We start from the raw sequence: 24,923 nt of genomic DNA, 5'->3' as shown, positions 1-24,923 counted from the left end.
TCTAACTCAAAAAATTTATTCATAAAGTAAACTCGCCGATTGGCGAGCCTTGGAAAGGCGAAGACAGAGGCGTAGTTGCACTTATCGCGCTCACATATGCCACGTCCTGTGGCATTCGCCCGACTAGGACATCCTGTCCGTCGTACTTAATCCTTAAAATTGGCAACTGCGTCGGATCATCTTCTGCGCTGGCAATTTATACTTTCTTAACGTATAAAAAAAAGCGCTCATCACGAGCGCTTTTAATCATCTATTCTTTTCGATCTTCACCGATTGCAGGCGGATTTTCCTCTTCTGCCGGTGTTGTGTTTTCCCTTGCTTCTGGTATTTCCATGGAGACATCATTATCTTCTTTATTGATGTTAATATTTACTTTAACCTCATCAGAAGATGATTCGTCTGCCTTTACAGAACGATCAGGTAAAGTTCCATGATCCATCAAATGTTTGATTTGTTCTGCATCAAGGGTTTCAACCTCAAGAAGTGTATTAGCAATAAGATCAAGTTTCTCACGATTTTCTGTAAGAACCTTTCTCGCCTTTTCATAGCTATCTTTAATAATGCGTTGAATTTCAAGGTCAATTTCATAGGCAATGGCATCAGAATAATTCTGATCATTGTTAAAATCTCTTCCTAAGAAGACTTGACCTCCCTGTGATTGGCCGAATTGTAATGGACCAAGCTTATCGCTCATTCCAAATTCAGTAACCATTCTACGAGCAATTCCTGTTGCACGCTGGAAGTCATTGTGAGCTCCTGTACTTACTTCACCGAAAACAACTTCCTCTGCAACACGGCCGCCAAGCAATCCGACAATTTTATCAAGAAGCTCTGGCTTTGTCATGAAGAAACGATCTTCTTTCGGAAGCATTACTGCATAACCGCCAGCCTGACCACGAGGTACAATCGTTACTTTGTGAACCATTTCTGCATCCTCAAGAACGACACCAATAACCGTATGACCTGCTTCGTGGAAGGCAACAATATTTCTTTCCTTTTTCGAAATGACTTTGCTTTTCTTTGCAGGACCGGCAATTACACGGTCAGTCGCCTCATCAATATCGGACATATCAACTTTTTTCTTATCTTGACGAGCTGCCACAAGAGCTGCCTCATTCAATAAGTTTTCTAAGTCAGCACCTGAGAATCCTGGTGTACGCTGTGCAATAGCTTTTAAATTAACACCCTCATCTAAAGGTTTATTTCGTGCATGTACTTTAAGAACAGCTTCTCTACCTTTTACATCAGGACGATCTACTGTAATTTGTCTGTCAAAACGTCCTGGACGCAATAAGGCTGGGTCTAAAATGTCTGGACGGTTTGTAGCAGCAATGATAATAATTCCTTCATTTGCACCGAATCCATCCATTTCAACTAATAATTGGTTCAGTGTCTGTTCACGTTCATCATGTCCGCCACCTAACCCTGCGCCACGCTGACGTCCAACTGCATCAATTTCGTCGATAAAAATAATACATGGAGCATTCTTCTTAGCTGTTTCGAATAAATCACGAACACGTGAAGCCCCAACACCGACAAACATTTCAACAAAGTCAGAACCACTAATAGAGAAGAATGGAACGCCTGCTTCACCTGCAACCGCACGTGCAAGCAAAGTTTTACCTGTTCCTGGAGGTCCTACAAGTAGAACACCCTTCGGAATTCTCGCTCCCAATTCAGAGAACTTTCTAGGATCCTTCAAAAATTCAACCACTTCAACTAGTTCTTGCTTTTCTTCATCTGCACCCGCAACATCTTTAAAGCGGACTTTCTTTTTATTCTCATCGTAAAGCTTTGCTTTACTTTTACCGAAGTTCATCACACGGCTTCCACCGCCCTGTGCTTGGTTCAGCAAGAAGAAGAATAAAATGAAAATGATGATGAACGGAATAATTGAAGTAAAAAATGTAACCCAACCGCTTGTTTCCTTCGCTGGCAGAAAATCTACTTTTGATTTTTGAGCTAGGTCATCAATGCGATCAATAATATTATCGCTATTCACTACATAAGTAATGAAATACTGGTTCTTTTCATAGCCTTCAAGCTGTCCGCGTACTTCAAACACGCCTCTCTCTGGCTGCATTGTAATGGACTTAATATCTCCGTTTTCCAAATGAGTAACAAATTCATCATAAGAAATTTGTTTAGTCGGCTCATTGTTGCCGTTAAAAAAACTGACAACACCAATAATGACTAAAAATATTAATAAATAAAAGATGGTGTTTCGGAAGATCCGATTCATCCCTTACCTCCTCCCACGGTAAACAAACTATAATGTATAGTATCATAGAAAATTGTGTCAATACAAGGAATTACACTTTTCATTACAAGGTGTATTCCTTTTAGGTAAAGTCTATTAATAAGGTGATCCATTTAAATATTTTTTGTTAATTGTTATTACTATATACCTCTGGTTTAAGCACTCCGATATATGGAAGGTTTCGATATTTTTCTGCATAATCAAGTCCATAGCCAACAACAAACTCGTCAGGAACAAGAAACCCAACATAATCCGCTTTCAAATTGGTTTTACGACCCGAAGGCTTATCAAGTAAAGTAACAATTTTAATTGATTTTGCCTTACGATAATGGAATAAATCAACTAAATAGCTTAACGTCAATCCGCTGTCGATAATATCCTCAATGATTAAAATATCTCTACCTTCAACAGAAGTATCAAGATCTTTAACAATTTTGACCTCCCCTGATGAAACAGTAGAATTTCCATAGCTAGAAACATCCATGAAATCCATTTCAAGATACGTATCCATACGCTTTAACAAATCTGCCATAAATGGCATAGCCCCTTTTAATACCCCAATAGCTAGAGGAAAACGATCCTTATACTCCTCTGTAAGCTCTGCACCAAGGGCTCTTACCTTTTCTTGAATTTCTTCTTCTGAAATTAACACCTTTTCAATATCGTTTTTCATGTTTGTAATGCCCCCTAGAAGATCAATGCTTAGTAGATAAGGGAAGATCTAGCTTTTTTCGTCCCTTATCGTTTTGTACGTTAAAAGAATATAACTTGAATGAACATGTTGCTTTATTGAATAATGAGACTCTTTTAACCCCGGCACCCATAGAATTTGGCCATTGAAATCTGTTATGATTGGCCAAGTTTTTCTCTCTAATAAAGGAATTTTCTTATCTATAAAAATATCCTTAACTTTCCTTGTACCCTTCATACCCTTTATCGTCATGCGATCCCCTTCTTCTCTTGTTCGAATCACAAGCGGTAAGGTTACGTCATCACGATTTAAAAGAAGGGTATTAGATCGAGAGATGCCTTCAGAGCTATTCGTATATTCAAAAGAAATACTATTCCCATTTGGCAATTCCCATTTCCCAGGTCCCACCATATCATAACGATAAGTTTGTATAGAAGGAAGACGGAATGAAAAATGGCATCTTTCGTAAGAGCGTACTATATTCAATCCGTTTGGGAAATGAAGTATTCCTGATGGGTGTGGACTGTTCATTAATAAAAAAACTTTTTCAATATGTAATGCAGATAAAGATGAAGGTTTTATTTTATAAAGATAGTTTAATATTAGTTGAATACCTCTTCTTTGTAAAGGTATTGGCATTGCTTGAAATTCCTTAATATTTATTATTATTTCCTGAGAATCTTTCTTCTCCATTACTTTATTCATTTTTTGGACAGTTAATTCCTGCAAAAAGGCTTCATCACTTTGAATTTCTTCACTAAAACGCTGGAAATGTTCATGTACATGAGAATTTTCCTTCTTCAAAAATGGGATGATTTCCTTTCGAAATCGATTACGGCTATAAATCCCCTTTTCATTGCTTGGGTCTCTTCGCGGATCAAGTCCATGGTCCGCACAATAATTTTCAATTTCCTCTCTGCTCAAGCATAAAAAAGGACGAAGGATATCCCCCCTGCCAAACGGTCTTACAAAGGCTATTCCCGCTCTAGCATCTCCTGAGCTACCTCTAGTTAACCGCATGAGAATGGTTTCAACCTGGTCATCCCCATGATGACCTAAGGCAAGATAATCTGCACCGTACTTGTCCATAATTTTACCAAAAAAATTGTATCTACATTCTCTTGCAACAATTTGTGAGCTTTTCCCTGATTCTTGAATATATTCAGGGACATTGATTCGCTCCATCTCAAAGGGAATCTCCCTTTCTTCGCAAAATTCCCGGACAAACTGGGCTTCTGCCAAGGATTCCTCTCCTCTAAACATATGATCAACATGTGCTGCAATAAGATGAAGTTGATCAGTTTGTCTTTTCCGCCATAAATAATGAAGAAGAGCCAATGAATCTGGCCCACCAGATACCCCGATCACAATCTTTTTGTTATTTAATTCAATGCCTTTTCGCTGCAGAAAAGCTCTGACCTTTGCATCTAGCATATACTTCTTCCTTCTCTTATTTTCTTAAAGCATAACATTTTCCTTATTCCGAATTCAAAAGGTAAGGTCATTCAAACTAATTGACCATATATATAGAAAATATAGAGAAGAGAGATAATGAGAAAAATGAAAAATGTCTCCAGAAATCCGCCTCTTCTTTTCTTTTTCAAATGTGTTTGCCTGCTCACCACTATTTTGTTCGTACGAGCTTGTTTTTGATTACTAATAGGTGCTCTATTTGTTGCTTTAGGCTGGGGTCCAGCTTGATTAAGCTGCAGGATCGAGTTTCTCATTTCTTCTGCTGAATGGTATTTCCCCTGTAGTGCATTTAATATGACTCCTTCATATTTTTGAAGCTCCTTTTTTTGCCGCACCATGAATATTAGCTGTTTCAGATCACCAGATGTTTTGTTAAATCGTTTTGGATAGGCAATATTAATAAGAATCATCGCAACGGCAAATAAATCATAACTAGGGTCCGCCTTCCGCGTGCCGAGCCCCCAATATCCTCGATCAAAAAACTCTGTAAATTCTTTAATGGCTCTCCCCTGAATCGTTGTGCCGCCAACATCAATACAACGAATTCTAGGTGGAGGACCTGTGACAATTAAATTATCTGGTTTAAGATCGCCGAACACCCATCCATTTTGATGAAGCCTATGTAAATTGTTCAGAAGCTGCAGGATGACAGCCTCTATCCAGGATGGTCCCTTTTGCTGAATGAAGGATAGCAAATCAGGGCCTTGAATATACTCCATGACATAGAAGGAAATTTGCCCCTGCTTGTAAACCCAATCATCAACATCAAGCAAAGAAGGCCCTAGGCAATCACCTTGGACCTTTGCAAAGGATTTTAGAACATTTACCTCTGATGTAATGGACATTCCATTATCACTCATTTTTAACGCAACCTGCTGATTGCGGCATTGCGCTAAATACACGATCCCATTGGCACCGTATCCTAACTCCTTTACAATCGTATAGCGGTTGTGATGCCATTTCCCTTCAATTACTGTACCATGATTGATTTTAAACTGATTCTTCAAAGAATGATTCATCATCACGGGAAAGCAGACTCCTTAATGAACGTTTTTTCTTAAAATATGTTAATGCTTCACGAATCGCAGGACCAGTAGGGGTTATGCCGCCTGTCGTTAGCTTACTGAAAATACTTGTTAAAGATCCAAGGTTCGGAGACCAATCTAGAAGCTTTTCAACCTCCTTCTTTTTCCCTGGAAATACAAAAACAGAAAAGCGGTTTTCACCAGTCCGAGCATTTAAGCTTAAAGATAAATCAAACAATGCTTCCTTTACCATTGGCAGCTTATGTTTCATACTTGCACTTGTATCTACTAACACTAGCACTTCAAGCTGAGCTGTTTCTCCGAGCTCATCCACTACCTCCATTACCTCTCCTCTTTGATCAGGAGGGAGATCCTCAACTGTTTTCTCACCACCCAGAATATGCTGCAGCTCTCTGTTCACTACACCTTGCAGTGTTTGTGTCATCGCTTTTCTTGTGACCATTTGGACGGTATGTGAAAGCTGCTTTGCATAGACAACCTGACTAACGCCACCGCCTGACATGGCGATGCCTTCTATCTCAGTCATACCCTTTTCATCAATTTCATCTCTTTCCATTACACCGATCACATTGACCGTTATTCCTTGCTCCTTTGCTAAGGCTGCCATTGCAATCGGATCCTCACCTTTGTTAGAGCAACCATCCGTTATGAGTAAAATTTGCTTTAATGTACCTGTTTTCATAAAACTCCCCTCCACTTTTTTAGATACCTTCACAGGAACAATCTAAGAATGTTCCGAAGTCGCTTCTGCTTTTCGTTATCATTTTCGACTTGAAGGAGGGGAAATATACATGAATTTAATTGATTTAGGTTAAATTAACTAATTAGCCTTTTTTCTAAAATTTTGGACGGGTATGCTTGTCCACTTCGGCGTGTTATGTTTTATCCTTGCGACAACCACTGTCATATCGTCTTCTATATATCCAGATCTTGATCGGATGACCTCTTCCATAATTAAATCAGCTACATCCTGCGGGTCATCTGTTTTTAACTCACTAATTTTCCGTTTCATCCATAAATCAAAATTTTCTACATGCTTTGCCCCTTCAAAAATACCATCGCTCATCATAATTAGTACATCTCCAGCTTTTAGCTGCTCACTTACAACATCCACCTCAAATTCCTGCAGAATGCCCATTGGCAAATTGCTTGCCTCTACTTTAAAAACTTTATTTCCCCTTCTAATAAAGCTAGGTGAAGATCCTATTTTCAAAAATTCAGCTCCTGCATTTTGCAGGTCAATCATAGCTAAATCCAAAGTAGAGAATATTTCGTCCGTGGTACGTAACGATAATATAGAGTTCACTGACTTTATAGCAACTTTTTCCTCAATTCCTGATTGTAAAATCTTTTGTAAAAGCTGCAGCGTTTCCTTGCTTTCAATATGTGCCCTTTCCCCATTGCCCATCCCATCACTAATCGCAATGGCAAACTTTCCGCATCCTAACTCCATTGTGGAGTAACTGTCTCCAGATAGAAAGCCGCCCCCCTTTGCTGCATGAGCAACTCCCGTTTCAACTGTAAATGCCTTGGCTGAACGGAAAGTAACATGACAGAAACCATTTGGATAGGTTGAACATTCCTCACTTTTCACGACAATCGTTTCGCCTAAAATATCTGAAAGCATAGGAGCAATCAGCTTCTCGCACTCCCCATGTCCCCTGCAATAAGGAATTGTCATATCAATATCGACATTTCTTTGTTCAAGGCTATAGATTTCCACCTGTTCTATATGGATGCCAAAGTCCTGCAAGGCTTCTAAAATCTGTTCTTCCTGCTTATGATGATTTTCCCGTTCTCTTTGAATTTCTTTGGCAAAATCACCCATTACCTCAGAAACGCCCCTTAATTGGTCTGCAACTAATTTTCTGCTCTCCTGTACTTGTTTTTTTAGCTTTTGATTTGCATGAAAAAATGTGAGCTCTTGCTGGATCGTTTCTCTTACTTTTTTTGAACGAGTGCAATGCTTTTCCCAATCCCTAGACAGGCGTGGAGAAGTTTCGCCAAAATGATCTAATTCATTCATAATCTCTTTCATATAGTCATATGTTGTATCAAAGTTCCTTGTCCAGCAATGATCCTTTTTAAAGCAATTTTGGCATGTTTTCCCGGTAACATTGCTTAAAAAGTAATCAAGCTCTCTTCCTTCTTCTCCCTTTTGCCCTTCAGATGGATCATCATAAGATGAAAAGCTTTTAGAAAGTGCCTGAAAGACATTGGAAAACTGAGCCACTCTTTGAGCTGTGACATCCCGCATCTTTCGCATATACTGCTGCTGTTCTGCTGCATATTCTGGCGTCCCTGGAATATGCTTTGCAATCTTCGTTAATAGTGCTTGAGGAGTAAGAATAAACAAGAAAATAGCAGCAGCTGTTTCCAGTACTGTTTTTAATAGATGGCTATTTTCTTCTCCATACATGCCAATTAATAGAGTAGCAATCAATAAACCAGCTGCAACACCGATCTTCCTTCCTTCTTTTAAAAGCCCGCCAAGCAGGCCGGCAAATGCAAGCAGACTCATATGATAGAAGCTAGATACATTGGCAAGGCTGAATATTAAGCCTGTTACAACACCTACCGTCGATCCGACAGTAGCCCCAGCAACAAAGGCAAAAAGCAAAACTAAATATCTGCTCATGACATGTTCAATGGAGAGATCATAGAGTGACCAGCCAATCGTACCTGTCATAACGGAAGCTAGCATAATGATTAAACAAACAATTTCCTCGGTTTTCAAGGATTGCCTGCGCTTGCTAATAGATAACAACGGAATACTTTGAATAAAAATAAGTGTGAGGATAAACCCTAAGCTGGCTTCTACACCAGCCATCATTCCATCATAAATAGTCAGTGTTTTTGTTAAAATAAAATCCTCTAATAATTTTCCACCGAGCAAGGTAAAAAAAACAAAGAATGGCAATGCACGCAATTCATTATGTAGCCACTTCTTGGCAACACGAAAAACAAATAAGAATATGAAGGTAATCCCGAAGGTCGACACGGCGTTAGAAATGGAGATGGTAGCTGCACCAGCGATGAGCCCTATTAAAGCAAGAGGCGCTTTATCTCTTCTGATAAAATAAACAGCAGCAAAAAACGGGAGACTAAAAGGCATAAGCTTGGACAATATTAAAGCTCTGCCAAGTAAAAATCCGATCAACAATAGAAGGTAGCCTTTTTTAAGAAAGAAGGTTTCCACTCGTAACTGAAATTTAATGAATCCTTTTGATAATTCCAATTTAGGTTTGTTAAAATGAACTTCTCCGAGCGGTTCGACTAAATTCCTTTCTGCCTTTTCCACTTAACATCACTCCCCATCCTTCATTATTCTGATTATTATAAAATTAATACCGCTAGAAGTTTGTCAAAATGGCGGACAGGCTTCCATTATTCGTTCGACGCATTTCTCCGTAATGTTCAAAAAGAAAACAAATTCTCATATATTTCATTGACTTTCAGAAAAATCCTTTGTATTATTGTCTTTGTGATTAATTTAACATGGCGGTGTAGCTCAGCTGGCTAGAGCGTACGGTTCATACCCGTAAGGTCGGGGGTTCGATCCCCTCCGCCGCTATACAGAAAAGCGGAGAGCGCCTCGATTAGGGGCGACAAGCATAAGACAAAAAAAGCGGAAGCATTAGTTACGACTAATACTTCCGCTTTTTTTGCTGTTTTTACAAAGAGATAATACAAAAAGACAAGCCAATAATTGACTTGTCTTTACAAATGGGAATCATTAACGTTCAACCCAGCTATATATAAATCATATATCAACTAAGCAGCAAGTTAACCTCGTCTAGCTCCTCTTCCTCCACGCTTTGATTCAGTATTGCGTTTTAAAGATGACAGACGATCTTCACTATCCTTTAAAAAACGAGCCATCTTTGACTCAAAATTTTCTCTAGAGGGGCGATTATCGTTTGGTCTGCCTTGACGTGGACGCCCGGAATGTGCATTTCCTCTTGACTCTCTTCTGTCGCCTCTTTCTGGTCTTTCAGGTCTTTCTGGTCTTTCAGGACGATCTTTTGCCTTTTTAATGGATAAACCGATCTTTCCATCCTTTTCGACATTAATGACCTTTACTTCAACTTGATCACCAACTTTAAGATGATCGTTAATATCTTTTACATAATTGTCTGCGACTTCACTAATGTGCACTAGACCGGTAGAGCCTTCCGGTAACTCCACAAACGCTCCGAAATTTGTAATTCCTGTTACCTTTCCTTGTAACTTGCTGCCCACTTCGATTGACATAAAAAGAAACTTCCTCCTTGAAAGATATAAAAATACTTACTATATATTATACAGAACTTAAGAAAAGAGTTCAATACAAGGTCTAATCAGATGATTTTTCCTTTTTTTCCTTTTTTTCTTCCTTTTCCTTTTTCTCAGGCAATTTAAAGATCGTTTCATTTTCTTCAGAAAGGAAATAATCCTTCCTAGCAAGCTTAGCTATATATTCATCATCATTCAGTTTTACAATTTCCTCTTCAAGGTCAACTTCCTTTTTCTTTAATACTGCCAATTCGTTTTTAAGCTTCTTTTTCTCCTCGTTCTTTTCCTCAAGAGCAGCGGATTGCGAAACGAGTGTAGAGATCATGAGAAATGAAATAAAAGCAGCGCCTATAAAAAAGACAGCTAATCTTCTATATAAAAGCTTTCTTTTCCTACCTTTATTAATCTCAACTTCTTCTTGCTGCACCGCATAGCTTGTTTGAATTTTGGCTACTTTCTTTTTCTGGATGGCACCCATTTCGCATCCCCTCCTCACTTTTTATGTTTTTTCAATCTCGATATCCAATTCATACAATAATTCTTCATTACTCTTAAAATTCCTGCCACTCTATTATATATCTTCTCGACTGATTTTTTAAGATTTTTCGGCAAAAGTTTCCACAAAAGTAGAAAAATCCATTTGAATGGCAGAAAAATCACCTTTAATAGGAACAATATTAGCTTGTAGATGATGTTTAGCAGCGCTAAAAGGCCCTTACCTAAAAAGAGAAGAATCGAAATGACAGCAAAAATTAGACCTCTTACCGGTCTATAAATTACGTAATGGAATAATTTAAGTAAAAAGCGATAAATAGAGATTATCATCGAGATGACAATCTCCAGCAGACGAACATATAATCTTCTAAATAAACTTTGATAGGCTGCAAATCCGCATAATAAGGCGACAAATATATAAAACCTTAATTCTCCACGATTAACAATAAATAGTATATAGAAAATAGCTAACCCTTGTACAATCCAAAAAAGGATATCATTAATAAAAACAAGCCAACTTTTTCGCTTTGTGCGCTTTAAAAAACGGTTGTACGTATCTAAGGAAGCACCAAAGACAATTCCCATGCCGATCATGGCCAGCATGGTCATAAATTGTATATTTAGTGTCATCGGAATAATTTGCTAAAGAAGCCTTTAGCTTTTTCTCCATGCTGATCATCAATATAAACGAGATCAAATATTTTTCCTTTAATAGAGACGACTCCCTTATCAACATCCAAGTTCTTCATCTGCAAATTTTGACCTTTAATCGCAAGAAAGCCCATAACGGTATCTAATAGAAACTCTTCATTATCAAAACTCTCAACTTGTTTAACGCCTGTAATGTCTAAAAGCCTTCTCCCACGCATAATTACATCATGCTCTTGGACATTCGATTTCGTTGGATTTTGCTCATAATATTGACTCATCCTACATCTCCTCACAATCACAAAAGTACAAGCTTTTTGTACATGTGTATGAAAGGAGAGGGTGAAATAGAACTTTCAGAAATCAGGCATAGCAATTAAGCTTCTGCTTCAGCCTTTTCTTCTTTAACAACCGTATACATTTCAGCTGCTTCTTCTTTCCTTGTTGTCTCTTGTAATCGATCAATTTTTACCGTTACTAGCTTCTGTCCGAAGCGAATGACTAACTCATCTCCGACTTTAACCGTTGTGCTTGCTTTCGCCTGCAGACCATTTACTAAAATTCGCCCTTGATCCGAAACCTCTTTTGCAAGCGTCCGTCTTTTTATTAATCGCGATACTTTCAAAAATTTATCTAATCTCATCATTCATTCTCCTCTCCATTTTCTTTGCTTCCTCCCAAAATTCGTCTAATTGCTCCAATTGGAAGTCAGAAAAATCTTTCCCGCTCTCTTTAACCTTTTTTTCAACAAAAGAGAAACGGCGCTTGAACTTTTGATTTGTAAGAAATAACGCTTCCTCAGGATCAATCTTATAAAAACGGGCAATGTTCACAAATGCAAATAGGATATCACCAAACTCATGAATCTTATTGCCGCTTTCCTTCTCTACTTCAATTTCAAATTCACGGATTTCTTCTTTAACCTTCGCCCAAGCAGGCCCGACTTCCTTCCAATCAAAGCCAACTTTTGCCGCTTTCTTTTGAATTTCAACTGCAGCCATTAAGTTGGGAAGGGACCTTCCAATTCCATCAAGGAGGGACTGCTCTTCTATGGAGCCCTTCTCTTCATTCTTAATATCCTGCCAATTTTTTAATACATCCTCTTCTGTTTCTGCTGTTTTATCACCAAATACATGTGGGTGGCGGCGTACCATCTTTTCAGAAATCCCTTCTATGACATCTTCAATAGAAAAGAAACCGTCATCTTCCCCAATTTGCGCATGAAGCAGTACCTGCAGAAGAACATCACCAAGCTCTTCAATCATATGGTCAATATCCTCTTCATTAATCGCTTCAATTAATTCATAGGCTTCTTCAATTAAATATTTCTTTAACGATTCATGTGTTTGCTTTTTATCCCATGGACACCCATTCGGCCCACGCAGCTCAGCTATGATTTCACGGAGCTTGTTAAATTTTTTGAATAAAATGGTTTCATCCGTCACAGGGGGGACATAGACCGAGGTTAGATTATTAATCTCCATATCACGATCAAGTTCATATAGCGGAACCTTTCGAATTTGCTCCTCTTTGCTCCCTGCAGCAGTCACAATATACACCATATAATCATATGGAAGGATTTCCATTAGGATAAGCTTCACTTCTGAAGCAACAAACTGATCATACACCTGTCCAATAATGGTATGATGCTTAACTTCCATTTCATCCTTTTTCAAACTCGTTCCGTCAAGAAGCTGAAAGCCCTCAATCGGATCAATTTTTAACGCTTGGAATAAAGCATCGAGGAAGCTTTGTCCTCCGCCAATCTCAATGGTTACTCCACTCTCTTCCGCTCGCTCTAGCAATAGCTGAACAGTGCGTTCAGCAACGAGCGGATGGCCAGGGACTGCATAGGTAACATCTTCTTTGACAGCGACCTCTAATATATAACTGCATATCTCTTCATAGACATCGTGAAATTGCTCATGCTTTTCGTAAATACTGTCAAATGAAGTGAATGCTAATCCTTCCTTTTCTAACTCCATCACAACAGGGTGTTCCTTTGTTCGTAAAAACAGGGGAGAGGCACTTTTTAAAGATCGATATACTCCAAGCGGAAGCTGGTCAATGTCTCCTGCTCCCAACCCTAATATTGTAATTTTTGACATTTCCGTTTTCATCTCCTAGTCTTTTTAGGCAGCAAAATCATAAGCTTGTTTCCAAAAGGCAGCATGGAAAGCTCCTCCTCTTTGAAGGTATTTCCTTTTAACACGATCCATAGATAACTAATACCTCCAACTAAAACGGCACTAAGCGCCTGAAAACCTGCGAATAAACGATCGTGGCCAAAATGATGTATGAATCCTGTCAAATATAAATAAACCTGCAGGACAATGAACATGACAAAAGCAGCAAAACTAATCACAATCAAAAATCGCCCATTCAAAATGGGAGTATTCAAATGACTGCGAAGCTTGAAAAACAATATAACCATAATCAAGCTTAAAGTAATACAAGATGCCATTGCAGCTCCCATTGTATGATACTGCGGAACGAGGAACATATTCATGACATATTTCACCCCGAAGCCACAAAGAATGACAAAGGCGGGAAATAGGGTTATTCCTAAACCTTGTAAAATGGCCGTTATGGTCATAATCATCGTGCTTAATAAAATAATGATGCTCAAAACACCCAATACATCAGAACCATTGCTATTTTCAAAAAGCATAATGTTCGTAGGGGTAATAATATTCCACAAACCAACTGTCGCAGCAACCCCTACAAACAATCCTATTTTGAGTGCAAGGCGGATTTTTTCATGCATCATGTCAAGGCTTGCCTTCAGCTTCTCACTCGTTATGATTGGAACTAATGATAAAGACATAGATGTCGCAACAACCATCCCTACTTGAATTAATGGCTGCCCTCTGTCATAAATTCCTTTCAGCTCTTTCGCATCTAGATCCTTCATACCGGAGGAAATAAGCAAGGAATACAGATTGAATGAATCAGCCATCTGCATGAAAACAAGGAGCATGCTGCTTACACAAACAGCTAGGCCCTGTAGCAAAAGGATACTAGCGATCTTTCTGCTTTTTTTAAAATCAATTTTTACGATTGATGAATGAATTTTCCCTTTTCTGAACCAAAAAAAGGTAACTAGAATAAGAATCGAGACAATTCCCCCTGTAACAGAGCCAAAAGCAGCTCCTCCAGCAACGATATATAGACTATATCCTTGATCCATAAGCAAAAAAGCCGCCAAAAATATCGTTAACACTCTTATTAGCTGCTCGCCTACCTGTGAAACAGCCGTAGGAACCATGTATCCTTTTCCTTGGTAATACCCCCTAAGCAACGAGACAATTGGAAAGATCAAAAAGGTGATAGAGATTACCTTCAGCAAAATAGCAAGCTGTGGATCATTCATCTGTGCTGCTAATATGTCAGCACCCCAATAAAGAGCTGCAAAGCCAAGAAAGCCTATCATAAATAAAATAAAAGCAGCTGTAATAAATAAATGCTGTATACCAGACTTTTCTTTCTTATTTGCCTCTTCTGCATATAGCTTAGATATGATAACAGGAAATCCATATGTAGATAATGTCAATGCAACTCCGTAAAAAGGATACACCTGCTGATAAATATAAAGACCAACATCCCCTACAATATTTTGAAACGGTACTCGATAAACCGCACTTAGTATTTTTGTTATAAGGGCAGCAATTGTTAAAATGAAAGCTCCTTTAAATAAATCTTTTGCATGATTCTCGGGCCTCATCGCCCATCTCCTTCCAAACTTGAGCTCGAAAGTATTATAGCATGGTGACAATGAATTTATCGAAAAAGCTAATTTTATTTAGGAAAAGCGCAAATAACAAGTGGGCTCCCAAAGCTTATGGGAGCCCACTCATGAAAGTTTTACCTTATGATTCCATTTGCCTTGCCAAGAAGCCTGCAGCTGTTTCAACAGCCTTCTGTTCAACTTCTCCTAATGAATCCTCTTTTGCATAAATAATGACTGCACCAATCGGGTCCCCATTTGCAATAATTGGACCAACTGTGTATGAAGAAACGGACTCTGTATTCCCATCAACGAGGGAAATATCTCCCGGCTGATTCATGAGAACAGAACTGCGGTCCTCCATTGTTTTTTCAATTAATTCACTAATGCTTTTGTTTAAATAATCCTTTTTAGAACCACCTGCAACAGCAATGTATGTATCCCTGTCACAAATTAAGACTGGATTTCCTAAGCTGTCATACAATGCTTCAGCATATTCTCTTGCAAAATCGCTTAATTCACTAATTGGTGAGTACTTCTTCAAAATGACTTCTCCATCACGATCCACAAAAATCTCCAGTGGATCTCCTTCACGAATACGCAATGTTCTGCGGATTTCCTTAGGAATCACCACTCGCCCTAAATCATCGATTCGACGAACAATACCAGTTGCCTTCATCCAATGTTGCCTCACTTTCATCTGATGATTTTTTTACCTTAAAAGTTTTTCTCATTGGCTATGATCCATATTTGGGAGAAAATGAATACACCGCCATGTTTGAACTTAGTATCTTTCATCTGGAAAGTTCTATACACGCTCAAATATTTTTTCTTGCGTATATAATGAGTACCAAAATTGGATAATTATTCTATCGAGTCTTTTTTCTGACTTATCCTAAAGCATGAATGAATAAAGTGAAACTTCCGTCAGTGGGGGTTTTTCTTCATCCCCCACTGATGGTTAGTTGAACCAATCGGGCATTTACGGTCAGTTGATCCCCCACTTACTCTTCTTTGCATACGCGAATCCTTGAAGTGGGGGTCTTACTGCCCGTTAATCTGCGATAAACTTAAAAATTATGCCTTTTCGACATGCTTTATAATCCTCTTATATTGCTTGCCCTTGCTGCTCTTTCCTTGATTGATTAAAGCCTCGGACCACTTCAAAAGCTATATTTAACCATTCATTGGATTTCATACCTTTAATATAGAGGACAGCCTTTAGTTTTTTCCCTTCCATTCCAAGACCAACCGTCCTGCCAAATTTACTAGTGATTTGGAAGATTTTTTGGCCATCAATTTGTTCGCTAGCCTTTTCGGATAACATAATCAATACTTCATTTTTTGTCTGTTTAATGATTTCTATTCCCGAAAGCTCGCCATGGACCTTCATTTCTGCCACTTGGAACAAATAGGATACCTCAACAGGATATTCTCCAAAACGATCGATCATTTCTTCATTCAGCTCTTCAATATCCTCTAATGATGAAGCTCCCCTAAAGCGTTTGTACATTTCAATTTTTTGATGTCCATCTGAAATATAGGAATCAGGAATATAGGCATCCAGCTCAAGATCGATTTCTAATCTCTGCTTCTCTCGTGTCTCCATATTGCCTTTTCTATCCTCAATGGCTTCTTTAAGCATTTGAGAGTATAAATCAAAGCCTACTGAGTCAATAAAGCCATGCTGTTCAGCACCTAGCAAGTTTCCAGCGCCTCGAATAGACAAATCTCGCATGGCAATTTTAAATCCAGAACCGAGCTCTGTAAATTCCTTTATCGCTTGAAGACGCTTTTCCGCCACTTCTGTCAGTACTTTATCTTTTCTATATGTGAAATAAGCATACGCTACCCGATTCGAGCGCCCAACCCTTCCCCTTAATTGATAAAGCTGGGAAAGACCCATTTTATCAGCATCATGGACAATGAGTGTATTCACATTTGGAATGTCAACACCTGTCTCAATGATCGTCGTACTAACAAGAACATCAAATTCGCCCGCAAGGAAGCTTAGCATAACGGACTCCAATTCATTTTCAGACATTTGTCCGTGAGCATATGTCACTCTGGCGTCAGGAACTAGTATGGAGATTTCCTCTGCTTTTCGCTCAATATCCTCTACTCTGTTATAAAGGAAATATACTTGGCCATCACGCGCAAGCTCCCTTTCGATGGCTTCCCTTACGATGCCGCCATTATACTCCATGACATACGTTTGAATAGGAAAACGATTTTCAGGAGGTGTTTCAATGACAGATAAATCACGAACACCAAGCATGGACATATGAAGAGTTCTTGGGATTGGTGTGGCTGTTAACGTCAGCACATCGACGTTCGTTTTCAGCTGTTTAATTTTTTCTTTATGCGTAACCCCGAATCGCTGCTCCTCATCTACAATCAGAAGCCCTAAATCTCTGTAGGAAATATCTTTGGATAAAATCCGATGAGTGCCGACCACAACATCAATTGTGCCCGCCTTTAAACCTTTTATCGTTTCAGTCTGTTGTTTCCTTGATCTAAATCGACTCATAAGGCCGAGCTCAATCGGATAATCTTGAAACCGCTCTCTCATTGTTTCATAATGTTGCTGTGCTAAGATTGTTGTTGGAACAAGAAATGCTACCTGCTTGCCATCTGCTACTGCTTTAAATGCAGCTCGAATAGCGACTTCTGTTTTTCCATATCCAACATCTCCACATAGCAGACGATCCATCGGACGCTCTCGTTCCATATCTTTTTTAATCTCATGGATTGAACGCAGCTGATCATCTGTTTCTTGATAGGCAAAAGCCGCTTCAAATTCGCGCTGCATCTCTCCGTCTGGACTATAAGCATGTCCTTTCGAAGCTTCTCGCTCTGCATAAAGCTTAATTAAATCATCCGCAATATCCTGTACAGAGGATTCTACCTTCTTTTTAACTCTTTTCCAGTCATTGCCGCCTAATTTATATATTTTCGGTTCCTTTGCTTCAGACCCTACATATTTTTGGACAAGATCAATCTGCTCGACAGGTACATAGAGTTTATCACTGCCCTGATATCGAATATGCAGGTAATCCTTATGAACCCCGTTAATCACAAGCGTTTCTATTCCTAAATATTTCCCAATCCCATGATTAACATGGACAACATAATCGCCAACCTTAAGTTCAGAATAACTTTTGATCCGCTCCGCGTTGGAAAGCTTCTGCCGGCGTGGCTGCTTTTTCGTTTTTTTATTAAAAAGCTCTTCTTCTGTGATAACAGCAAGCCTTTGGCTTGGAAGCTCAAACCCCGTTTGTAAACTACCTTCTATAATTTGAACTTTTTTAAGAAGGAGGTCCTGATCCTCTGCTATAAACGTTGCTTCAATTTCATAATCTTCTAAAACTCTTGTAAGCTTCTTAACCCTTTCTTGATCAGAGCCAAGAAAAATAACGGTATAGCTTCCTTTTTTCCAGCGTTCAAGCTCAGCTTTAAGAACATTTATTTGACCGTGGAAATTCTGCATTTGCTTACAGGAAACATTTATAAGATTTTGTGGATTTGTATTTGGAACATGCCTTAGAAACAATGACATATAAATGAGCGGCTGTTTCTTTTTTTGTAAAAAACCACGTAAATTATGTGATATTTTCACATCATGAATGATTTGCCCCTCACTTAATAGACTTGTGTACCATTCAGCCTCTTCCTTTTCTAATGAATCATTCATTTCTTGGACACGGCTGACTTCATCAACAAAAATGAGTCCATTTTCCGGGAGATAGTCTACTAAACTATTTTCTTCCTCATATGCTAAGGAAAGATATTTAAATAGTTGATCTGGTTTACTGCCCATTTTTAATTGCTCAAGCTCGTATCCAATATTTTGAGCAAGCAATGTTTTTGCTTTATCATCTTTTATTTTTTTCAGGCTAGTCCCTAGGCCCGTTTCGATTTTTTCAATCATTTTTTTAAAATGCATCGGCTGTAAAGGATATTCCGTTGCCGGACCAATCGTCACTTCCAATAGCTTCTCCTTAGACCGCTGATCTTCCAGTGAAAAAGAACGGATCGAATCTACTTCCGTATCAAATAATTCAATTCGGATTGGATCTGTTTCCGTTAATGGGTAAATATCAATAATCCCCCCTCTTACACTGAATTCCCCAGGAGATGAAACCATACCAACCCGTGAGTAGCCCATTTGAACGAACATCAATAACTGTTCTTCCAGAAGTTCATCGCCGACTTTTAATGTTAGTTGGCTTTCTTTCCATAGTGCTGCTGGTGGAAGAATTTTTCTCAAGCCTGCCGCTGGTGCAATCATGATCCCATTACTGCTTTTGCTCCAATAATTTAATACTTCAATTCGCTGTGCCTTTAATTCTGGACTTGCAATACTAATTTCGGCAGCAATTAATTCATTCGCTGGATATAAAAACACTTCTGATTCCCCAACTAAATGAACAATATCATCATACAGCTTCTGTGCTTGCAGAAGATTGTGTGTAACGATCAAGATGGGCTTTCTTGTCTGTTCATAAACAGAGGCTAAGAAAAATGTTCTTACGGAGCCCGATAAACCTGATATAAGCTGTTCCTTTAATCCTTCTCGAATACCAGACAAAACGGACTGGAGATCATCTTGCTGACTTATTATCTGTTTAAGCCCTTTCATGGCTACCCTCCTCTTAGAAAAGCGCAAGCGCCTAAGCTAGACATTTCTCAAACTCGATTAATCTTTTAAATAGAAAAATGCTTTGGATGACAGTCCAAAGCCTGTTATTGAATCAAAAATTCATTCTGATGAAAATCAGGATTTCGTTGAAGCATTTCATGACAATCTTCACATATTGCCTTAACTTGAAGGTTGCCAGTCTGATCGTATGTGATCATTTCTTGGCGTTCTTCATGATTTAGCAAATGAAATCCCAATTGCTCTGTATTGATTGCAGTATCATCAATTGTACCAATCTTTACACCACAATGACGGCAATGATAATGAATGGCCATTCCCGTTCCTCCTAATAAAAACATTAATACCTATAGTATGAACGCTTTAAAAGGAACTTATTCATGAGAAATAAAAGAGAATGATATATTATCTTATGATAAAGATAGTGAAATATGATTTTACTGATTATATTCATTCATGATTTGCAAAAATGGTTTAGACAACCAAGCTTCACATGCCGCTGCACATCTTTGTATAACCTCGCCCATTTGCTCTTGCTCTTCTTGCGTAAATCGTCCTAATACATAGTCTGGAACCTTCATTCCAGCTGGTGGTCTATCTATGCCTACTCTTATTCTGTTAAACTCTTGTGTACCAAGGTGAGCGATTGTGGACTTAATGCCATTATGACCACCAGCACTCCCTTTTTGCCGCAGACGGATTTTTCCAACTGGCAGATCTAAATCATCGTAAATCACAACGAGCTCATCATCTTCAATTTGAAAATAATCCATTAAAGCAATAATGGATTCTCCTGATAAATTCATATATGTAAGTGGTTTTAATAAATATACTTTTTCCCCCTGTACATGACCAACTCCATATACTCCTTGGAACTTCGCTTGATCAAGAGGGATGTTAAATTTGTTTGAAAGGGAGTCAATCACTTCAAAACCGATATTATGTCTTGTTTTTTCATACTGTTTACCAGGATTCCCCAAACCCACTATCAATTTCATACTATCACCCCCGATTCGATTTGAAATGCGGAAGCGCCTTGCTCACCCCCGACAAGCACAAGACGAGCCTCTCGGAAAGGTGTTCTTTACCTTTCTGGGAGGATTGGCTTGTGACCTCGAGGTCGACAAAAACGCGACGTCCTGTCGCATTACCGACACTAGTACATCCTGTACGTCGGGGGTAGGCGCTGGAGCTAGACATTTCTCAAATTAAAAAAAGTCATACTTCATTCCATCTAAAAAAGAAGGGGCTGACTAATCATTTCGAGCCAGACCCTTACTTTTGCAAGGCATAATTTTAATCAGCCTCTTTATTCTTCGCTTGCTTTCGTTTCTCTTCCCTCTTCATTCTCAGGTGTACCTTCGTTCTGTTTTTCACCACTATGAATTTCTACTTCCTGTTTTGGAGGAAGGATGGAAGCAATGACTTCATCCTCAGTATGATTGATTTCATAGCTTTGGTTCGATTTTACATCTGCTATCGTCATTGTCTCATTAACTTGCATATTCGTTACATCGACCTCTACAGTTTGTGGAATGTTATCAGGTGTAGCGGTCATGGATACTTCGTGTAAAGACTGCTGCATTACACCGCCATCCTTTACGCCTGCTGCATCCCCAATTAGGACGACACGAACATTCGCTGTAATTTCCTTTGACATATCTACCGCAAGAAGGTCAACATGAATGATCTCATTTTTGATCGGATCTGCCTGATAATCACTTAATACAACATTATGTTTTTGACCATCTAAATCCAATGAAATAACGCCATTTCTACCTACCTTGCGAACAATTTTCGTAAAATCTGCCTCACTGAAATAAATCGGCTTGCTTTCTACTTTTGCCCCATAGACGACGGCAGGAATATTCCCTTCCTGTCGTAAACGGGTTAATACAGATCCACGGAATTCTTTTCTTTCCTTTGCTTGTAGGACTGAAGTCATTAAAAAGATCCCCTTCCTCGTTTTATTAAAAAGGCTCTCTTTAAAAAATGCCCTAAAACGAGGAAGTCTAAACCCTTTAGTTAATCATCAATCAAAAAGTGTACTTACTGATTGCTCCTCATGAACACGAATAATCGCTTCACCGATTAAAGGCGCAACTGAAAGGTGTACAATTTTTTCTATTTTCTTCTCTTCTGGAAGAGCAATTGAATTTGTTACAACTAACTCTTTAATAGAGGAGTTTTGAATTCTATCAATGGCAGGCCCTGATAATACCGGGTGTGTACAGCATGCATACACTTCAGATGCCCCATGTTCAACAAGAGCATTTGCTGCTAATGTAATCGTTCCAGCCGTATCGATGATGTCATCTATTAAGATCGCAATTTTTCCTTCAATGTTACCAACAATATTCATAACTTCTGCCACATTCGGCTTTGGACGGCGCTTATCTATAATCGCAATTGGAGCCTTCAAACGTTCAGCCATTTTTCTTGCTCTTGTTACACCGCCATGGTCTGGTGATACGATAACAAGATCTCCGTCCATTGCTTTGCTTTTAAAGTAATCTGCAAGGATCGGCACGCCCATTAAATGGTCAATTGGAATATCGAAGAAGCCTTGAATTTGAGGAGCATGCAAGTCAAGAGTAATGACACGCGTTGCACCTGCAGTTTCTAGTAAGTTCGCCGCTAGCTTAGCTGTAATTGGCTCACGTGATCTTGCCTTACGATCCTGACGTGCATAGCCATAATACGGCATAACAATATTAATTGTTTTCGCAGAAGCACGCTTTAGAGCATCAATCATGATAAGAAGCTCCATTAAATGCTCATTCACTGGAGAGCTAGTTGATTGAATAACGTATACATCGCATCCACGGATACTTTCTTCAATATTGATTGTAATTTCTCCATCACTAAAGCGTTGAACAGAACACTTCCCAAGCTCCACGCCAATAACGCTTGCAATTTCTGAAGCTAATTCACGGTTAGAGTTTAGGCTAAAAACTTTTAAATTTGGATCTAAATATTGGTTAGACATTTTGGGCCTCCATCGATTTATTTCTTTCTGTTTAGTTTTTCTACGTAATTTTCCTTGTTCACTTGACGTGCTCTTGCAATCGAAAGTGCTTCCCCTGGAACATCCTCTGTAATAGTTGAGCCAGCCGCAATATATGCATTTTTCCCAACCTTTACTGGAGCAACAAGGTTGGAATTACAGCCAACAAAAACTCCATCCTCAATTTTTGTTAAGAATTTATTTTTACCATCATAATTTACCGTTATTGTTCCGCAGCCAATATTTACATCGCGGCCGACTTCGGCATCTCCGATATAACTAAGATGAGAGGCTTTGCTTCCTTCACCGAAAACAGATTTTTTCACTTCAACAAAGTTTCCAATTTTCACATTTCCGTGAATTTCTGATTTAGGACGAATATGCGCAAATGGTCCAATCTGAACATCTGATCCAATCTGACTATCAAAGGCAGCCGATTGGCGGATGACCGTTTGATCCCCTATAATACAATTAGAGATTTCACTTTGAGGGCCAATGATGCAATTGGAGCCAATCGTTGTTTTTCCGGAAATCATTGTTCCTGGATATAGGATTGTGTCCATTCCAATCTCAACTTCTGCACCGATATACGTATTGGATGGGTCAATAATCGTAACCCCGTTCCGCATATGCTGCTCATTGATTCTCTTTCTCATAATTCTTTCTGCTTCTGAAAGAGCGATACGGTCATTGATACCAAGTGTCTCGTCAAATTCAGCCGTCTGATATGCTGAAATTGTTGCCCCTTCATTCTTTAAAATTTCAATTACGTCAGGCAGATAGTATTCGCCCTGAACATTATCATTGCTAACTTTGTTTAATGCTTCGAATAATGCTTTATTATCGAAACAATAAGTTCCCGAATTAATTTCTTGAATCTTTCGTTCGTCTTCTGTAGCGTCCTTATGTTCCACTATTTTCCCTACATGTCCGCTTTCATTTCGAACGATGCGTCCATAGCCAGCAGGGTTGTCTGCAAATACAGTAAGAATTGTTGCCTTAGCAGCCGTTTCCTCGTGATGTTTAAAAAGCGCTTCCATTGTTTCATGCTTAATAAGTGGCGTATCTCCACAAACAACAATTGTCACGCCTTCTTTTCCATCAAGCATTTCTTTTGCCTGCATAACAGCATGAGCAGTACCTAACTGTTCTTTCTGTAGGGCATACTCAATTTTATCACCAAGCTGATCTCGAACAAGCTCTGCCCCATGACCAATGATCGTAACAATTTTCTCTATATTAAGCTGTGAAACTTGATCAACTACATGTTGAACCATCGGCTTCCCGCACACAGGATGAAGGACTTTATAAAGTTTAGACTTCATTCTTGTCCCTTGGCCCGCGGCTAAAATCACTGCATAACGATTATTCATTGACAGGCCTCCAATATTACCTTTTTATCCATTTTAAAATATATCTTATTAACGCGCTTATTTCAAGGAATGATGACAAAGTACATATATTTAACATACAGAAATTTTTTGAAATTTGGAGATTTATTGTAGGAGAAAGGGGTTTGAATATGATGAATGAAAAAAAAGAATCTAATAGATTCCTTTCGTATTATTAGCTAAAAAAGAGCCTTACTTAGGAAGTAGGCCCTTGATGTTTATTATTTAGGAAGCTCCGGCTTCTTCAAATTCAACTTCTAATTCGCCTAGTCGGTGGTATTCTGATAATACAGCCTCCTGGATCTTGCTCCTTGTCCCTGAGTTAATAGGGTGAGCGATATCTCTAAATTCTCCATCCGGAGTGCGTTTACTAGGCATTGCTACAAATAGACCATTATTACCATCAATGACTCGAATATCGTGAACAACGAATTCGTGATCCAATGTAATGGATGCAATAGCCCTCATACGACCATCTGTATTAACACGGCGTAATCTTACGTCAGTTACTTCCATTCTGTTCACCACCTTTGCTAGAAGATACAATCCTAAGATAATAATTCAACATTACTTCCATTTTTCCTTCTAAAAATGGAAAAAATTTTTAGAATTTTTTTGGTAATAGAATAAGTTCTGTAAACCCTCATTCATTATTACTAGACTTAATTAGAAATATACAAAAAAATAAAAAATATCATTTCCTGAATTCTCGCAATAGACTGTACAAAAGCTCGGTTTTGATAATTCTATTTTTTGTTGATTGAAGCGGAAATCAACATGGGAGTTTAGTATTGCCTGGCAATAAAAAAACAAGCCCGATTTTCCTCGAGCTTGTTGATCATGACCAATATTTTTATTTTACAAGAGCAACTACTTCAATTTCCACTAAGGCATCCTTCGGCAAACGCGCTACCTCTACACATGAACGTGCAGGCTTATGTGTATGAAAATACTCGCCATACACCTCATTAATGATCGCGAAATCCTCCATGCTTTGAATAAATACAGTTGCCTTTACAACGGTGTCTAAAGATGCACCAGCTTCCTCCAAGACAGCTTGAAGATTTTTAAATACTTGATGTGTCTGGGCCATTACATCCCCTTCTACCATTACACCTTCAGCAGTCAAAGGTATTTGACCTGAGCTATAAAAAAGATTATTAACTATGATCCCTTGTGAATAAGGACCTATTGCAGCTGGTGCTTTTGTCGTTTGTACCGTTTTCAACTTATTTCCCCCTAAGAAGTAT

22 protein-coding genes and 1 tRNA gene are annotated in these 24,923 nt (G+C 38.7%); 1 reads left to right on the top strand and 22 read right to left on the bottom strand.

Translation table 11 applies throughout. The features are described 5' to 3' along the window. Positions 1-250: 250 nt before the first annotated feature. From ftsH to spoIIE, 6 genes are all read right to left on the bottom strand, one after another. Entirely contained in the window at positions 251-2,242 is a 1,992-nt protein-coding gene (gene ftsH / locus FSZ17_RS00390) for an ATP-dependent zinc metalloprotease FtsH (RefSeq protein WP_057776796.1), read from the bottom strand. Between the two features lie 145 nt (positions 2,243-2,387). Beyond that, positions 2,388-2,933, bottom strand: a complete 546-nt coding sequence (gene hpt, locus FSZ17_RS00385) for a hypoxanthine phosphoribosyltransferase (RefSeq protein WP_057776795.1) — start codon at positions 2,931-2,933, stop codon at positions 2,388-2,390. 48 nt (positions 2,934-2,981) lie between these two features. Further along, positions 2,982-4,385: a tRNA lysidine(34) synthetase TilS gene (gene tilS, locus FSZ17_RS00380; protein ID WP_057776794.1), complete on the bottom strand. Its 1,404-nt coding sequence runs from the start codon at positions 4,383-4,385 to the stop codon at positions 2,982-2,984. A gap of 71 nt (positions 4,386-4,456) precedes the next feature. After that, positions 4,457-5,446 carry a serine/threonine protein kinase gene (locus FSZ17_RS00375; protein WP_057776793.1) on the bottom strand — a complete coding sequence of 330 codons (990 nt, stop codon included), beginning with the start codon at positions 5,444-5,446 and terminating at the stop codon, positions 4,457-4,459. Continuing rightward, positions 5,415-6,152, bottom strand: coding sequence for a vWA domain-containing protein (locus FSZ17_RS00370; RefSeq protein ID WP_057776792.1), 738 nt, complete (start codon positions 6,150-6,152; stop codon positions 5,415-5,417). The genes FSZ17_RS00375 and FSZ17_RS00370 overlap by 32 nt, the downstream gene beginning before the upstream one ends. Before the next feature lie 138 nt (positions 6,153-6,290). Beyond that, complete coding sequence (spoIIE, locus tag FSZ17_RS00365) at positions 6,291-8,771, bottom strand: stage II sporulation protein E (protein WP_057776791.1); 2,481 nt, start codon at positions 8,769-8,771, stop codon at positions 6,291-6,293. Positions 8,772-8,970: 199 nt separating this feature from the next. Between spoIIE and FSZ17_RS00360 the strand changes: the two genes are divergently transcribed. Continuing rightward, a tRNA-Met gene (locus FSZ17_RS00360) sits at positions 8,971-9,044 on the top strand. A gap of 212 nt (positions 9,045-9,256) precedes the next feature. Here the strand turns inward: FSZ17_RS00360 and FSZ17_RS00355 are convergent. The 16 genes from FSZ17_RS00355 to ridA all read right to left on the bottom strand — a co-directional run bounded on the left by FSZ17_RS00355 (position 9,257) and on the right by ridA (position 24,901). After that, the gene (locus FSZ17_RS00355; RefSeq protein ID WP_057776790.1) at positions 9,257-9,724 is read right to left on the bottom strand and encodes a S1 domain-containing RNA-binding protein; all 468 of its coding nucleotides are present in this window, start codon (positions 9,722-9,724) and stop codon (positions 9,257-9,259) included. Between the two features lie 82 nt (positions 9,725-9,806). Next, the gene (locus FSZ17_RS00350; protein ID WP_057776789.1) at positions 9,807-10,223 is read right to left on the bottom strand and encodes a septum formation initiator family protein; all 417 of its coding nucleotides are present in this window, start codon (positions 10,221-10,223) and stop codon (positions 9,807-9,809) included. A 14-nt stretch (positions 10,224-10,237) separates the two neighbouring features. Further along, complete coding sequence (gene yabQ, locus FSZ17_RS00345; protein ID WP_057776788.1) at positions 10,238-10,870, bottom strand: spore cortex biosynthesis protein YabQ; 633 nt, start codon at positions 10,868-10,870, stop codon at positions 10,238-10,240. Beyond that, the gene (gene yabP / locus FSZ17_RS00340; protein WP_057776787.1) at positions 10,867-11,169 is read right to left on the bottom strand and encodes a sporulation protein YabP; all 303 of its coding nucleotides are present in this window, start codon (positions 11,167-11,169) and stop codon (positions 10,867-10,869) included. Before yabP ends, yabQ begins: the two co-directional genes overlap by 4 nt. Before the next feature lie 95 nt (positions 11,170-11,264). Next, a complete protein-coding gene (locus FSZ17_RS00335; RefSeq protein ID WP_057776786.1) occupies positions 11,265-11,531 on the bottom strand; it encodes an RNA-binding S4 domain-containing protein in 267 nt (88 codons plus the stop codon). Further along, positions 11,518-12,996, bottom strand: a complete 1,479-nt coding sequence (gene yabN, locus FSZ17_RS00330) for a bifunctional methyltransferase/pyrophosphohydrolase YabN (protein ID WP_057776785.1) — start codon at positions 12,994-12,996, stop codon at positions 11,518-11,520. Before yabN ends, FSZ17_RS00335 begins: the two co-directional genes overlap by 14 nt. A gap of 8 nt (positions 12,997-13,004) precedes the next feature. Beyond that, positions 13,005-14,612: a putative polysaccharide biosynthesis protein gene (locus FSZ17_RS00325; protein WP_057776784.1), complete on the bottom strand. Its 1,608-nt coding sequence runs from the start codon at positions 14,610-14,612 to the stop codon at positions 13,005-13,007. A 145-nt stretch (positions 14,613-14,757) separates the two neighbouring features. After that, the gene (gene spoVT / locus FSZ17_RS00320; RefSeq protein ID WP_057776783.1) at positions 14,758-15,294 is read right to left on the bottom strand and encodes a stage V sporulation protein T; all 537 of its coding nucleotides are present in this window, start codon (positions 15,292-15,294) and stop codon (positions 14,758-14,760) included. A gap of 429 nt (positions 15,295-15,723) precedes the next feature. Beyond that, positions 15,724-19,257 carry a transcription-repair coupling factor gene (mfd, locus tag FSZ17_RS00315; protein WP_057776782.1) on the bottom strand — a complete coding sequence of 1,178 codons (3,534 nt, stop codon included), beginning with the start codon at positions 19,255-19,257 and terminating at the stop codon, positions 15,724-15,726. 104 nt (positions 19,258-19,361) lie between these two features. After that, complete coding sequence (locus FSZ17_RS00310) at positions 19,362-19,592, bottom strand: anti-sigma-F factor Fin (RefSeq protein ID WP_057776781.1); 231 nt, start codon at positions 19,590-19,592, stop codon at positions 19,362-19,364. Positions 19,593-19,712: 120 nt separating this feature from the next. After that, entirely contained in the window at positions 19,713-20,273 is a 561-nt protein-coding gene (gene pth / locus FSZ17_RS00305; RefSeq protein WP_057776780.1) for an aminoacyl-tRNA hydrolase, read from the bottom strand. A gap of 311 nt (positions 20,274-20,584) precedes the next feature. Next, positions 20,585-21,220, bottom strand: coding sequence for a 50S ribosomal protein L25/general stress protein Ctc (locus FSZ17_RS00300; protein ID WP_057776779.1), 636 nt, complete (start codon positions 21,218-21,220; stop codon positions 20,585-20,587). Between the two features lie 87 nt (positions 21,221-21,307). After that, positions 21,308-22,264: a ribose-phosphate diphosphokinase gene (locus FSZ17_RS00295; protein WP_057776778.1), complete on the bottom strand. Its 957-nt coding sequence runs from the start codon at positions 22,262-22,264 to the stop codon at positions 21,308-21,310. A 17-nt stretch (positions 22,265-22,281) separates the two neighbouring features. Continuing rightward, the gene (gene glmU, locus FSZ17_RS00290; RefSeq protein ID WP_057776777.1) at positions 22,282-23,655 is read right to left on the bottom strand and encodes a bifunctional UDP-N-acetylglucosamine diphosphorylase/glucosamine-1-phosphate N-acetyltransferase GlmU; all 1,374 of its coding nucleotides are present in this window, start codon (positions 23,653-23,655) and stop codon (positions 22,282-22,284) included. Positions 23,656-23,898: 243 nt separating this feature from the next. Then, a complete protein-coding gene (gene spoVG / locus FSZ17_RS00285) occupies positions 23,899-24,189 on the bottom strand; it encodes a septation regulator SpoVG (RefSeq protein ID WP_057776776.1) in 291 nt (96 codons plus the stop codon). Between the two features lie 337 nt (positions 24,190-24,526). After that, entirely contained in the window at positions 24,527-24,901 is a 375-nt protein-coding gene (gene ridA, locus FSZ17_RS00280; RefSeq protein WP_057776775.1) for a 2-iminobutanoate/2-iminopropanoate deaminase, read from the bottom strand. Positions 24,902-24,923 lie beyond the last annotated feature (22 nt).

This window comes from Cytobacillus dafuensis (genome assembly GCF_007995155.1).
Classification (GTDB): Bacteria; Bacillota; Bacilli; order Bacillales; family Cytobacillaceae; genus Cytobacillus; species Cytobacillus dafuensis.
Note: the sequence above shows the minus strand (reverse complement) of the source record. Positions and strands in the feature narration are given on the sequence as shown.

What these genes read in the sequence shown, in the direction of transcription:
- pth (WP_057776780.1), bottom strand. Translation starts at nt 20,273, where the DNA reads ATGAAATTGATAGTGGGTTTGGGGAATCCTGGTAAACAGTATGAAAAA.
- FSZ17_RS00300 (WP_057776779.1), bottom strand. Translation starts at nt 21,220, where the DNA reads ATGACTTCAGTCCTACAAGCAAAGGAAAGAAAAGAATTCCGTGGATCT.
- yabQ (WP_057776788.1), bottom strand. Translation starts at nt 10,870, where the DNA reads ATGACACTAAATATACAATTTATGACCATGCTGGCCATGATCGGCATG.
- spoVT (WP_057776783.1), bottom strand. Translation starts at nt 15,294, where the DNA reads ATGAAGGCAACTGGTATTGTTCGTCGAATCGATGATTTAGGGCGAGTG.
- FSZ17_RS00350 (WP_057776789.1), bottom strand. Translation starts at nt 10,223, where the DNA reads ATGGGTGCCATCCAGAAAAAGAAAGTAGCCAAAATTCAAACAAGCTAT.
- mfd (WP_057776782.1), bottom strand. Translation starts at nt 19,257, where the DNA reads ATGAAAGGGCTTAAACAGATAATAAGTCAGCAAGATGATCTCCAGTCC.
- glmU (WP_057776777.1), bottom strand. Translation starts at nt 23,655, where the DNA reads ATGAATAATCGTTATGCAGTGATTTTAGCCGCGGGCCAAGGGACAAGA.
- spoVG (WP_057776776.1), bottom strand. Translation starts at nt 24,189, where the DNA reads ATGGAAGTAACTGACGTAAGATTACGCCGTGTTAATACAGATGGTCGT.
- FSZ17_RS00375 (WP_057776793.1), bottom strand. Translation starts at nt 5,446, where the DNA reads ATGATGAATCATTCTTTGAAGAATCAGTTTAAAATCAATCATGGTACA.
- hpt (WP_057776795.1), bottom strand. Translation starts at nt 2,933, where the DNA reads ATGAAAAACGATATTGAAAAGGTGTTAATTTCAGAAGAAGAAATTCAA.
- FSZ17_RS00310 (WP_057776781.1), bottom strand. Translation starts at nt 19,592, where the DNA reads ATGGCCATTCATTATCATTGCCGTCATTGTGGTGTAAAGATTGGTACA.
- ftsH (WP_057776796.1), bottom strand. Translation starts at nt 2,242, where the DNA reads ATGAATCGGATCTTCCGAAACACCATCTTTTATTTATTAATATTTTTA.
- yabN (WP_057776785.1), bottom strand. Translation starts at nt 12,996, where the DNA reads ATGTCAAAAATTACAATATTAGGGTTGGGAGCAGGAGACATTGACCAG.
- tilS (WP_057776794.1), bottom strand. Translation starts at nt 4,385, where the DNA reads ATGCTAGATGCAAAGGTCAGAGCTTTTCTGCAGCGAAAAGGCATTGAA.
- FSZ17_RS00295 (WP_057776778.1), bottom strand. Translation starts at nt 22,264, where the DNA reads ATGTCTAACCAATATTTAGATCCAAATTTAAAAGTTTTTAGCCTAAAC.
- FSZ17_RS00335 (WP_057776786.1), bottom strand. Translation starts at nt 11,531, where the DNA reads ATGAGATTAGATAAATTTTTGAAAGTATCGCGATTAATAAAAAGACGG.
- FSZ17_RS00370 (WP_057776792.1), bottom strand. Translation starts at nt 6,152, where the DNA reads ATGAAAACAGGTACATTAAAGCAAATTTTACTCATAACGGATGGTTGC.
- yabP (WP_057776787.1), bottom strand. Translation starts at nt 11,169, where the DNA reads ATGAGTCAATATTATGAGCAAAATCCAACGAAATCGAATGTCCAAGAG.
- FSZ17_RS00325 (WP_057776784.1), bottom strand. Translation starts at nt 14,612, where the DNA reads ATGAGGCCCGAGAATCATGCAAAAGATTTATTTAAAGGAGCTTTCATT.
- FSZ17_RS00355 (WP_057776790.1), bottom strand. Translation starts at nt 9,724, where the DNA reads ATGTCAATCGAAGTGGGCAGCAAGTTACAAGGAAAGGTAACAGGAATT.